The organism is Nostoc favosum CHAB5714 (assembly GCF_020829495.1).
In the GTDB taxonomy this organism is placed as follows: Bacteria; Cyanobacteriota; Cyanobacteriia; order Cyanobacteriales; family Nostocaceae; genus Nostoc; species Nostoc favosum.
The window spans coordinates 25,215-36,353 of record NZ_JAIVFQ010000070.1 but is presented as its reverse complement, the minus strand read 5'-3'; the positions used below and the strand labels follow the sequence as shown (position 1 = coordinate 36,353).

General features: G+C 44.1%; 17 protein-coding genes and 2 pseudogenes. 7 read left to right on the top strand and 12 right to left on the bottom strand.

The window, feature by feature from the left end:
- Positions 1–115: 115 nt before the first annotated feature.
- From LC586_RS29365 to LC586_RS29345, 5 genes and pseudogenes are all read right to left on the bottom strand, one after another.
- Positions 116–490 (bottom strand): annotated as a pseudogene (locus LC586_RS29365) (hypothetical protein); the annotation flags it as partial.
- Between the two features lie 99 nt (positions 491–589).
- On the bottom strand, positions 590–979 hold the full coding sequence (locus LC586_RS29360; RefSeq protein ID WP_229488750.1) for a hypothetical protein: 390 nt from the start codon (positions 977–979) through the stop codon (positions 590–592).
- Between the two features lie 24 nt (positions 980–1,003).
- Positions 1,004–1,204 (bottom strand): hypothetical protein, encoded by a 201-nt coding sequence (locus tag LC586_RS29355; RefSeq protein ID WP_229488749.1) that lies wholly within the window; start codon positions 1,202–1,204, stop codon positions 1,004–1,006.
- Positions 1,197–1,523: a hypothetical protein gene (locus tag LC586_RS29350; RefSeq protein WP_229488748.1), complete on the bottom strand. Its 327-nt coding sequence runs from the start codon at positions 1,521–1,523 to the stop codon at positions 1,197–1,199. Before LC586_RS29350 ends, LC586_RS29355 begins: the two co-directional genes overlap by 8 nt.
- 85 nt (positions 1,524–1,608) lie before the next feature.
- Complete coding sequence (locus LC586_RS29345) at positions 1,609–2,511, bottom strand: hypothetical protein (RefSeq protein ID WP_229488747.1); 903 nt, start codon at positions 2,509–2,511, stop codon at positions 1,609–1,611.
- A 147-nt stretch (positions 2,512–2,658) separates the two neighbouring features.
- On the opposite strand from LC586_RS29345, the gene LC586_RS29340 reads away from it, so the two are divergent.
- The 3 genes and pseudogenes from LC586_RS29340 to LC586_RS42795 all read left to right on the top strand — a co-directional run bounded on the left by LC586_RS29340 (position 2,659) and on the right by LC586_RS42795 (position 4,141).
- On the top strand, positions 2,659–2,886 hold the full coding sequence (locus LC586_RS29340) for a helix-turn-helix domain-containing protein (RefSeq protein ID WP_163938515.1): 228 nt from the start codon (positions 2,659–2,661) through the stop codon (positions 2,884–2,886).
- Between the two features lie 184 nt (positions 2,887–3,070).
- Positions 3,071–3,361 (top strand): annotated as a pseudogene (locus LC586_RS42800) (hypothetical protein); the annotation flags it as partial.
- Positions 3,362–3,487: 126 nt separating this feature from the next.
- A complete protein-coding gene (locus LC586_RS42795; protein ID WP_438822941.1) occupies positions 3,488–4,141 on the top strand; it encodes a hypothetical protein in 654 nt (217 codons plus the stop codon).
- Between the two features lie 21 nt (positions 4,142–4,162).
- On the opposite strand, the gene LC586_RS29330 is transcribed toward LC586_RS42795, so the two are convergent.
- A complete protein-coding gene (locus tag LC586_RS29330) occupies positions 4,163–4,534 on the bottom strand; it encodes a hypothetical protein (protein WP_229488746.1) in 372 nt (123 codons plus the stop codon).
- 123 nt (positions 4,535–4,657) lie between these two features.
- Here LC586_RS29330 and LC586_RS29325 point away from each other — a divergent pair, with 123 nt between their 5' ends.
- Both LC586_RS29325 and LC586_RS29320 read left to right on the top strand, forming a co-directional pair.
- Entirely contained in the window at positions 4,658–4,918 is a 261-nt protein-coding gene (locus LC586_RS29325) for a hypothetical protein (RefSeq protein ID WP_229488745.1), read from the top strand.
- Between the two features lie 347 nt (positions 4,919–5,265).
- On the top strand, positions 5,266–5,661 hold the full coding sequence (locus LC586_RS29320; RefSeq protein WP_229488744.1) for a nuclear transport factor 2 family protein: 396 nt from the start codon (positions 5,266–5,268) through the stop codon (positions 5,659–5,661).
- A 12-nt stretch (positions 5,662–5,673) separates the two neighbouring features.
- Here LC586_RS29320 and LC586_RS29315 read toward each other — a convergent pair whose 3' ends face one another.
- The gene (locus LC586_RS29315) at positions 5,674–5,952 is read right to left on the bottom strand and encodes a hypothetical protein (protein WP_229488743.1); all 279 of its coding nucleotides are present in this window, start codon (positions 5,950–5,952) and stop codon (positions 5,674–5,676) included.
- Positions 5,953–6,051: 99 nt separating this feature from the next.
- On the opposite strand from LC586_RS29315, the gene LC586_RS29310 reads away from it, so the two are divergent.
- Positions 6,052–6,780 (top strand): hypothetical protein, encoded by a 729-nt coding sequence (locus LC586_RS29310; protein WP_229488742.1) that lies wholly within the window; start codon positions 6,052–6,054, stop codon positions 6,778–6,780.
- Between the two features lie 145 nt (positions 6,781–6,925).
- Here the strand turns inward: LC586_RS29310 and LC586_RS29305 are convergent, their stop codons facing one another.
- Positions 6,926–7,558, bottom strand: a complete 633-nt coding sequence (locus LC586_RS29305; protein WP_229488741.1) for a TetR/AcrR family transcriptional regulator — start codon at positions 7,556–7,558, stop codon at positions 6,926–6,928.
- Positions 7,559–7,656: 98 nt separating this feature from the next.
- Between LC586_RS29305 and LC586_RS29300 the strand changes: the two genes are divergently transcribed.
- Positions 7,657–8,388, top strand: coding sequence for a Coq4 family protein (locus LC586_RS29300; protein ID WP_229488739.1), 732 nt, complete (start codon positions 7,657–7,659; stop codon positions 8,386–8,388).
- Here LC586_RS29300 and LC586_RS29295 read toward each other — a convergent pair.
- From LC586_RS29295 to LC586_RS29280, 4 genes are all read right to left on the bottom strand, one after another.
- The gene (locus LC586_RS29295; protein WP_229488737.1) at positions 8,294–8,707 is read right to left on the bottom strand and encodes a VOC family protein; all 414 of its coding nucleotides are present in this window, start codon (positions 8,705–8,707) and stop codon (positions 8,294–8,296) included. The genes LC586_RS29300 and LC586_RS29295 overlap by 95 nt on opposite strands.
- 49 nt (positions 8,708–8,756) lie before the next feature.
- Positions 8,757–9,530, bottom strand: coding sequence for an enoyl-CoA hydratase/isomerase family protein (locus LC586_RS29290; protein ID WP_229488735.1), 774 nt, complete (start codon positions 9,528–9,530; stop codon positions 8,757–8,759).
- 75 nt (positions 9,531–9,605) lie between these two features.
- Positions 9,606–10,550: a helix-turn-helix domain-containing protein gene (locus LC586_RS29285; protein ID WP_229488733.1), complete on the bottom strand. Its 945-nt coding sequence runs from the start codon at positions 10,548–10,550 to the stop codon at positions 9,606–9,608.
- A 138-nt stretch (positions 10,551–10,688) separates the two neighbouring features.
- Positions 10,689–10,943 (bottom strand): hypothetical protein, encoded by a 255-nt coding sequence (locus LC586_RS29280; protein WP_229488752.1) that lies wholly within the window; start codon positions 10,941–10,943, stop codon positions 10,689–10,691.
- Positions 10,944–11,139 lie beyond the last annotated feature (196 nt).

The following is an 11,139-nucleotide window of genomic DNA, read 5'->3' as shown; positions in this document are numbered from 1 at the left end:
TTCTTGTACTCTATGATTTCTAAGTTAGTCACCCTCATGGTCATTCAGTTGTCAAGGTTCAGAACCTTGCGGCTAATCCTTCAAAACCTTTTGGGCTTGATTTCTAGCCAACGAATCGCACGAAAACCGTGTTTTCGTCACCACCATTAGCAACGATAATCAAGGGTTTAGAAAAGTCTTGGATTAATGATGCAGCCAGAAGAAAGCTTTTGGCGAAATTGGTTTCAACGCCAGTTCTGATAACATAAAGTTCATCAGCGCTCACGACAATATCAAGTTTAAGGTTGTCCTTTCCTTTGAATTCTTTAGTGGTTAATCGCAGTTCTGACAAGTACCCAGTTAATGCTCTTTGGGTAACAGGGATGGTTTTCTCGCTGTCAATATCGTAGTGATACCACAAGTAAGATTCTCCACCTAACTCAGCGTTTTTGACATAGAGATAAATCGGTTCTGGAGGGTTGCATAAACCTAGTTTGATTTCAGTAACCATATTTTGTTGGGGTGTGTGATAATTAGTGGTTTGTAACGGAACTTTCAGTGCTTTACGATTGCTTGAAGAAAAGCTGATATTCAAGCAATCGCTTCTTTACTAAACAGAAGGTTCTCGATTGCGCTCTAACTCCCATTCCAAATAGGTGAGCGCAGTTTGAGCATCAGCAATGTTTAAATCAGGGCTATATCCCAACTCCAGTAGTTGTTTGTAGTCTGGGTGTGTAGCAATTTCAAATATCAGGGTTTGGGCTTGTTCAACTAAGTAGTGCAGATTTGGGTTAGACATTTCAATGCCGAGACGTGAACATAAATCTTCCGCTTTCACACCGAATGTTCCTGGCTCAATCTCCGTTTGCAACTCTTCAAGTAAAGATTGAAAATTTGGGTGTTCATCGTTGATTTCAATCTCAATTAAATCTGCGCTATGCGTGATGATGGTTGCCCAATCGGGTAAAGTTTGTGGAATCGTCTTAGCGTAAATTTTCATGATTTTCCCTCTAGGATTAATAACTTAAAAATCCTCAGCAATCTCCAACAAAAAGCCGCGTCCTGTGTTTTGTACTTGCACTAGTTCTTTATCCAGCAGTGTTTGAATAACTGAATCGGAAAATTGGAACTGAAGCCGATGCAATGGAACACAACCGCCACAAAGCTGAAGTAAACGCAGCAAATGCTTGGCTCTACCCTCGAAATTGTCTGTAGAATTAGCCATTGGTGCTACCTCCAGTGATGGCTAATAACTGTTGTTGCAGAATTGTTATTTGACTTTGATAAAAGTCAATCTCTGCGGTGATTTCTAAAAGTAATTCTTCTGGGGAAAGGGGTTGGATTTGAGACTCTTGAAAGTGGAACAGTTCGTCAGAGTTTTTATGAGGCATCAGCGCATAGCGCCAACCACCACCGAATTGTTCAGCCAGTTCTGTACGATTTGGGTAGTAATAAAACCCCACAATGATGCCGTCTTTAGTACGCTGTTCCAAAGCAAAGCGGGGGTAGCCCCAGTGTTGGGGGATTGATATTGTAGGTTGCATTGATTTAATGGGGAAAAAGTTGAATAAGCGAGTAGTTGATGAGCGATCGCTCTACAGGTAGCGATCGCTCTTGTCTGTGCAAGAATTACGCCGTTACTAACTCCCGGCTTTCTGCAACTGGCGCATACTCCCGTAACAGTTCCCAATCAAGGGTTGTCAGCATCTCAAATGGTCGGTCTAGCAATTCTTCGCAGTCAACCGCTTCTGCATGGGGTAGTGTATCCACCATCGACAATGAGCGCACAGCATCAAACACGGAGTTAGAATACTGCTGCTGACCTGAACAACGCCTCTTCACCCACCAGTTACCGTCAGTGCATCCGACTTGCCCCAGTTTCACGCCGTTGTTGTTGTAAATGCCATCATCGAGAACTTCAAACCCATAATTCTGGCACTCGTTGAAGATATGCGCCATGATTTGGTTTTCAGTAGAAGAGGAAGGCATGGGGGCAGAGGAGCAAAGGGGCACAGGAGAAAGCTGTTGTAGGTTTTTCCCCTCTGCACCCCTGCTCCCCTGCACCTCTGCTTTTACTGGCAGTGTGCCGTCTTTGTAGTGAGTGCAGATGAAGCGATGACAATGCATTACAGTGTTGGCACGAAATACTTCTTTCTCGTTGACCATGACTACCCAGCGTTGCGTTAAATGGTTATCGTCATGGCTGATGCTGGCTATCAGTTTGTCATCAGCGTAATATTCGTGATGGTCAAAAGAGATTTCGACAATTCTGAGGGGTTCGGGAGCTACGGCTTGGGCTTGCGTTGTGATGAAGTGGTCGAGTTCGGCTTGGGCGAGAGCTTGGTTGTCGGGGGCAGCAGGGGCGAGTTTCTGAACCTTGCTGGCTTGATAATCAGCGATCGCACTAATCCAAGAATCTAGAGAGCGTTTGTCGCTTACTTCGACTGTACAAGCGATTTCGCTGTAGATTTGCTTGAGTCTGGCAATCGATTTCAGTTGCAGCTGTTGTGCTGTGTAAATGGCGTGAGTCATAATTGGAAGGCTCTTTAAATTTAGGGCAAAAGAAGCGCTTCAGATTCGCAGTCAGGGGCGCTTCTCTTATATATCTATTATCCGCTAGTTAACTGCGCTTGTCAACTGAGTTAACTAGCTGATATTCTATTGGTATTACTATTTGTTATGGATATGAAGGGGTTAAGAGAAAAAGCAGGGTTAAGAACAGTAGATGTGGCATCAAGGTTAGGAATTGCTGAGTCAACTGTCCGTAACTGGGATATTGGGCGGCACACTCCCAGGCTGCCAATTGAAGACATACCCAAATTTTTGGAAGTTTACCAATGCACTCTTGAAGAAGTTATTGAGGCTGCAAAGGAAAGCAAAAGGAAATTTGATGCTTCCCATAGCTAATGAGACTTGAACCATTTGGCACTCATAATTAAGCATAAATACTCTATACAGCAGACACATTGGTTTCAAATTGTCGATAAAAAGCTATCTATCCCTAACTTAGAAAACGCTTCGTAAATTAAATCAGTGCTAGGGGTTGACCTTGATGTAAATCTGAAAATAGTGAGAAGTAGGAAGCGAAGCCATGCAAAAGCCATTCTCTAAACGCAACAAACCTACTTCCACTGTCTCTGCTGGCTCAGAACCACCAGTTAGCAAAACACAGCAAGATATCTCTTCCCAGAATAATCAGGATGTAGTAATTCTGGACGTTCCTGCTGTTGAAGTACCGGAACTAACCGAGCAGGAGCAGAGCGATCGCCTGCATTTGGAACGGAAGGTGGAGCGGGCGTTTTTTGAAGCAGGCAATGCTTTAATAGAATTACGCGATCGCAGATTGTACCGCTCCACGCACAAAACCTTTGATGAGTACTGTTTAGACCCGCATTTCTCACAAGCTTGAGGGAAGGGGCAGAGGAGCAGAGGGGCAGAGGGGCAGAGGGGAAAGAACTTATACAATAACTCTCCTCTGCTCCCCTGCTCCCCTTCACAAGCACAGGCTTTGAGCATCGGTGAGAAATCCGGGTTAGACAGGTTTGGCTACAATCGTTCCCGTTCTTACCAGCTAGTTGATGCGGCAGTTGTTGTGGACAACTTGCAAAAATGTCCACAAATTGTGGACATTTTGCCGACAGCAGAGGGGCAAGTTCGACCCATGACAAAGCTTGAACCCCAGGAACAGCAGCAAGCGTGGCTAAGAGCAGTAGAACTTGCTGGCGGGAAAGTGCCGACTGGTAGGATTGTGAAAGACGTTGTGCAGCGCATCATGGAACGTACAAAAGTACCAAACACCTACCAAATTGGCGAAGTCTGCCAAATCCTTGTTAAAGACAATCCCGAATTAAGAGGCAAAGGTGGCTGCTGGGGTATCGTTAACCATGTGGGCGAATTCAGTTGTACTGTCAAAACCTGGGATGGCGAGTACGCCGTTGGTTTGCAGCACCTCAAATCTTACAATTACCTGCCTGCCGAATGTCAGCAGGTTCGGGAGATTAGCGATCGCATCAATCGGGTGTATTCGAGTGAGCTGGAGGAGTCGGTGCAGAAGTTTTTAGAGTCGTTAGGAAAGCTGAATCGGGCTTATTTGACGGCATTGGAAGAAAAAGTGCTGAGTCTTTTAGAGTCGGAAATTACACATAAAGAAAGCTGGGGGTAAGGCAGGGATTTATGTGAGCGATTAAGTCATCGTCAATGAAGTTTGCTGTTCAAGCCGAGTTTGTAAATCTACAATCAGGTTTTCTCCACCGCGTCGGGCTGACCATACACCAGAATACTGCAAACCTATATTCCACTTTCCTTGCATATAATCTTCATTTTCTGAAACTATGCCTGTATATCTAACTGGTACAGGTGAGGTAATTAAATAACGTTTAGTAAAACTGACAGTGCGCCCAATTACCTCGCCATTGACCTGAGCTTCTCCTAAATAGTTGTCATCCAAAATGGAACCACTGAAAGTATTTCCACTCTGAACAAAGGTTGCTTCAAAGCGACTAGGGATGTCATCTTGCCAATAAGTTCCTAACCAATTACCGTTGAGGTCTGCCATATTGTTTCCTAGTAAAAATGTCTATGCGCTCACCCGAATTGAGTAATTGACGCGGCAGGTAATTATAATCGCTATTGTTAAGCTGAAACTGTCAATCACGCAATTGTATCGATATTATCGCTGTTGAGCATTGCAGTAAACCCTAGTAAAATACGACGGTACAAGAGGGAAGATAGCGGTAGTATTCATTGGCGAACCATTACTAAGAACGGCAGAGATTACCAACAGGCATACTATCACTACGAATTTTGGAGTGAGGGCGATCGCTTGGTCAAGTCGTCAAAGTACATTCCCAAGCGGTTACTGAATCGTGTTCAGCAGATGGAGCGAGAGAAAGCGGCTGTTAAGGAGATATTGCAATTGCTGGGGATGATGAAATCATGATTCTGAGGCTGTCACGGTAACTCCTGTTGAAGTACCTGAACTGACTGAACAAGAGCAGAGTGTCGGGAGCAAAGCGGTGAAGAGGTCAGAGTCTTGGCGGTGAAGCAGTCCGCAGAAAGGGGTTTTTCCAAGTAGAGGAACTGCCGAATCCGTAAGGGTTCCCGTCGAGTCTGAACCCCATCAGAAAGAAGGGCTTGCCGATAGGCAGCACTACTGTTAAAACCGAGCTAAGTTGCGAGATTCAGCAAAAACATCAATCTCGATGCACTTTCTGTTTATTTTCCGTATAGTAAATAGTTGGGCTGTTTTCTTGTTTTAATGACATTCGTATTGGATGGTGAACAATTATGAGTTCAAATCAGCAGTTTCTGCAAAATTTATACGAAGCCTTCAACAAAGGCGAGATTGAAACAATCATCTCGGTGATGCACCCGGACGTGAAATGGGCCAACGGGGTCGAAGGCGGTTTCGTTTATGGACGCGACGCGGTGCGCGAATACTGGACTAATCAATATAAGGTTATTCAAGTGCAGCTTGAAACCTTAAAATTCGAGACGGATGAAAACAATCGAAATGTCGTTACCGTTCATCAAATCGTCAGAGATTTGCAAGGCAATTTGCTTGCGGATGCAACAATTGAGCAAATTTTTACTATTGAGGATGGTTTGATCAGTCTTTATGAAATTGGCGAAACCGAAACAATCCAACAGATGATTCAAAAGACGAGAACTCCCAATGAGTAATTGAGAAGGCAGTTACAATTCGAGCCGTTGCTTTACTGATCGCAATGAAGAGAGGTTAGTAACTTCGGTCAGATTCTGTATAAATACTTCACCGCTATTTGCTCCCATCGTAGCCAAACAATCCGCTTGCACCCGACCGTTTAGAGCCTTTTCATATTGCCCAAAAGAATTAAGATGTTGACTTGCTGCCCCACCCCGTAACCGCAAAAAAGCCACCTCTGCCGCATCACACAATCCAGAATCTCCCAACTCAGACATTACCCCTTCAGAAGACCCAGCTTCAGCAATCATTGACGTTCCTGCTGTTGAAGTTCCAGAATTAACCGAGCAGGAGCAGAGCGATAAGCCTGACGGCATGGCTACGCTTGCCGCCTGCATTTGGAGCGAAAGGTGGAACGGACGTTTTTCGAGGCGGGTAAGGCTTTGGCAGAATTGCGCGATGGGCTTCGCCCCGCCGTAGGCGATCGCAGATTGTACCGCTCGACCCACAAGACGTTTGAGGAATATTGCCGCGATCGCTTTGGCCATAGTCGTCGCCAGTCCTATCTTTTAATGGATGCGGCTGTTGTTTTTGATAACTTGGTTGAAATTTGTGATCAATTTGATCACAAATTGCCGACAGCAGAGGGGCAAGTTCGACCCATGACAAAGCTTGAACCCCAGGAACAGCAAGAAGTATGGCAACAGGCGGTAGAACTTGCTGGCGGGAAAGTGCCCACTGGTAGAATCGTCAAAGATGTTGTGCAGCGCATCATGGAAAGGACGAAAGTACCCAATACCTACCAGATTGGCGAAGTCTGCCAAATCCTTGCAAAAGAGAATCCAGAACTCAGAGGTAAGGGTGGCTGCTGGGGGATAGTCGCAAGAGTAAATGATTTTAGTTGCACTGTCAAAACCTGGGATGGGGAGTACACCGTTGGTTTGCAGCACCTTAAATCTTACAATTACCTGCCTGCGGAGTGTCAGCAGATGCAGGTGATTTGCGATCGCATCAGTAGGCTACGGGAAAGCGAGAACTTGGAAGATGCCCCAAGTGCTGTGCTGAAGTATTTGGGTGATAAGCTCTCGCTTAAGCCTTCGGCTATCGCATCAGTAGGTTGCGGTACAGTGGCAACCTAGAAACACCATTCTAGGCAGTCCTAAAATACTTGGGGGAATTGAAACGCCCGTATTTGACTGCGTTTGAAGAAGAACTTTTGGGTTTCATAGAGGTAAAAGCGTCTATCACAAAGGCGGGAGCAAGTATTGGAGATGTTCAAGATAGTTAAATTTGATATGTTTGCAAATAGGCAGTAATTAAGGTTTTGGTTTCCTGAACCAGTTGTTTGCGCTCAAGTGGCTCACGCGTGAATGAAAGCCACAGCAGTTCATTAGAGACTTTGACTACGGTTGTCGCAATCAGTTGAGATTGAGTGACATCAAGTAGAGGATTTCGTCGTGCAAAGAAATCAGCCAGTTCAACTAATATCTGTTGGTCATATTCGTTAAACTTACTGGCATCAGTAACTGTCATCAAGTCGATTAACTGTCCTAATACTGCTCGATAACCAGGATGCTGCTGTGCAAAATCTTCAAACGCATTTACCATGCGCTCAACGTAAGTAACAATATCAGCCTTTGCCAGCTCTGTATGAAGTTGTACAAAAATTTGATATTCCTGTTCAAAGTAGCGATTGGCAAGCGCCCGGACAAGTGCCTCTTTGTCTGGAAAAAATTGGTATAACGAGCCAACTGGAATGGCTGCACGTGTGGCGATAGCTCTTGTAGTGGTTTGCTCGTAACCAAATTCGATAAAAAGCTGCTCTGCCACATCCAAAATGTGATGAACTCGTTCTTGGCTACGTGCCTGCTTGGGTTGGCGTCGCATGGTTGAGGCTTTGTGAAGTTCTTTTGTCATCCTTCAAGATTATCATTGACAAACATGAACAATGTTCATATATTAAAAATGAACATTGTTCATGTTTGTGGTAAATTTCATATTTAACAGGTCATATCATGCCATCCATTGTTCAGACACTCAAAGGGATAAAAGCTTTCGTCATGCTTTTGTTAGATGAAAAGGGTAATCTAAAACCTGTTTGGGAATTGAGCAATAGTCTACTCGATAGTCGTGCTTTTCAACTAGCGGTTGCAAGTATGAAAACAATTCCAGAAGTAGCAGATATCTTGGCAGAACGCTATATTGCTCCTACACATGATTTAGAAGCTTTACTACAATATCCTCCAGATTCCTTGGGCTACACCTATGCTAGCCACATGAAACAGTCAAGCTTTAAAACGCTAGAGCCAGAAATAAAGAGCAATTCTGATAGCAGTTACATAGAAAATCGCTGGCGGCAGACCCATGATATTTGGCACATCATAACCGGATTTGATACAAGTGAAATTGGAGAAATTGGCTTACAAGCTTTTTATTTGGCACAACTTCAACTACCCTTAGCAAGCTTGTTGATTGCCAACGCGCTAATTTCTGTAAGTCTGTGGCGACCGCAGTTTCTCTCTCCTCTGCTGATGGCGATCTCACAAGGATGGAACATGGGCAACAACGCTAAACCCTTGATTGCTCAAAAATGGGAACATTTCTGGGAAAAGCCTGTGGTACTATTGCGTGCAGAATTAAATGTGCAACCAGTTAACTACCGTCCAGATCCCGAAAAGCTGTCACTTTGGTTCCCAAGTGAGGCAGAAAATTGCTCTCCCACATCAAATCCACGCCTTTTTCTTTGAGTTCGGTATTTGCAGTTGCAATGTCGTCTACAAAAAATACCAGGTTGCGTAAGCCTGTAATTTGTAGGTGAAACGGCGGCTGTTTACGCTCAATTTCTAGATTAATCGGTTGAGGATAGTGAATTAGGTCGATGTAGAGTTCGTTTTTCTCCATCAGAGCTAACTCAATTCCTTCAATCGCTGGTGTTCGATATTTCAGCTTGAAATCCAATTTATCACTATACCAAGCGATTGCCTCATCCAAATTCATCACCGATACTGCAACGTTAACAAGCTGTAAGCTCTCAATACCTTTGCTTTGCTGTTGATTATGAATCATGGTATTTCTCTTGTCAGTGATTTGATAAATGCTGCCTATGCTCTACTGGTTATGAATTTTTAGGTTTCACGGCGGAGATCACCGAAAGCCCCTCTAAACCCATGTCAAAGGAAAGTTCCTCAATCACTTTTGGCTTGAGCTTTCGGGTAAACATCAGTCGGGTGTAGCGGCGTGTATATGGATCGAGACGAAGAAGTTGCTGTGCCAACTCATTGGCTCTAGCTAAGAGTTTTTCACGAGGATGAACCTCATTGACCATACCAATTTGCAATGCTTCTGCTGCTGATAGTTTCTGCATTGTTAACAGAAAATAGTGCCCTCGAATATCACCCATTGCGGCTGGATAGAGAATCTGCACCCCGTCGGCGGGTACAACTCCGCCCCCAACCGATAGGTGCTGGTTATCTTGAAAGTATGCCTCCTCAGCCGCCAAGATAATATCTGCAATTAACGCATACTCACCATGAATGTGAGCCGGCCCGTTGACGGTTGAGATCACAGGAACATTAATGTCAAGAAAATTGTACAGAAGTTGGCGCGCTTCTGTCATAATGGCATACCAGCCAGATGGTGTAGTAATGTCATCCACGGTGGAAAAGTCAATGTGGCTAATCCATTGGTCGCCAGCACCCGTTAAAATCACAACTTCATTTTGGCGATCACGGGCAATTTCACCAAACGCATCTGGAAACTCTCGATGTGCTTTCCCCGTATGGATGTGGGAGCCGCCATTAGTGTGCATCGTGACTGTCAAAATACCAGAGTCGGTGCGCTCCATGCGGAGATTTTCGTATTTGTCTTTATAGGTATCAAAACTAGCCATGACCATCCCTGCCTTGAAAATCTAGTTAGAGTAAATAATGACGCTGTTTGTTATCTACTCCAACTTTAAAAGGACTTACGCGGTGGAGTCTTGGACGCTTTTGCTAATCCAGAGGATGTTATTGCTATTTTGCTGAATGACTTTCGGTGAAACGCCGAACATCCGCTTGAAATGACGGCTGAGGTGACTTTGATCGTAGAAACCAACATGAGTAGCAACATCCGCGATCGCCATTTGACCCTGTTGCAACAACTCCTTAGCACGTTCAACCCGGCAACGAATTTGATACTGATGGGGTGCTAAACCTGTTGATTGTTTAAATAAACGAGCAAAATGATATGAACTTAGATTTACCTCTGCCGCAATTTCATCCAAACTTAAGTCTTGGTTTAAATTTTCTTGAATGTAGGTGATTGCCCATTGTAATTTAGACTTGGGTAAACCACCAGAGTACTGCCTGACGGTTTTCTGAATGCTGCTGTACTTTCTGATTAAATGAACGGCTAAAGCATTGGTTAATGATTGGGTGTAGAGACGATTACCCAGTTTTTCCGATTGTAATTCGACAAGCAGCAAATTACCTAGATGTTGAATCTGGAGGTCAGCCCCAGCAAAACAATTAAGAATTTCCACACGATTAGCATCTACTTCGACTGCTTCTAGTGCAACCTTATCAATAAATTTTGGTTCCAAGCATAGGTGTAAAACATCTACTTGGCTATCCCAACACCATTGGGTTGTATAGTTTGCAGGTGTCAGGATCATCTCTCCTGTTAAAACTTGCCCTTGATAAACTTGGCCATCAAGCTGTTGCACAAGGTGGTAGGGTGAACCACAGTTTAAGGTAATCAGGTGTTGAGACAGCGGTGGCGAAACTAATTCATTGGCGGGATGATGATAATATTCAGTCACAATACCATTCCAACCCTTCGATTTACTCGAAAAAACTGCCCGATCTGGTAACTCGTCTAGAAGGCTGACCGTTTCGAGTAATTTATCTTTAGATCGGTTTTGACGCATCCGGTTAAGTTTTTAGATGGTAACAGAAGTATACAGCGAGCTTTAAATTGATTGCTACTGTTTTATTTTGTTGCACTATTTTTTACATACTGGAGTTTAGACTAAGCTATGCGAAACGACCCAGCAGGGCTGAGTTAATCAGAGACTCAGCGAATTGGCATTGGCAGCTAAAATGGCTAGGCTATCGCTGGGGGTGACAAAAAACTTGCACCCTAATATCATGTTGCGATCGCCATCTCCATCGGAAGCGGCACCAAAGTTTGGGGCATTTTCTCTATAAAGAATATTGCCTCGTAGTAGAGTAAACCACAATCTTAACCGCAGTTTATTTGATGCAGGCGATCGCAGAGAGTGAAATCCACCGCACACAACAGACGGATGTAGGTGTAACAAGGGACAAGCAATCGCTTGACATCAAAATTTTAAGAGTCATCTCCAATTCGCAATTACCAACTCGCAATTCGCAATTCGCAATTATTACCCCACAACTGAAGTTGTGGGCTTGAATATTGGTATGTGTTTTGATTTTCTCACCAAGAAATTGAGGGGCTTGTATCCCAAATATCAATTATCCAATTATGTTTTATTC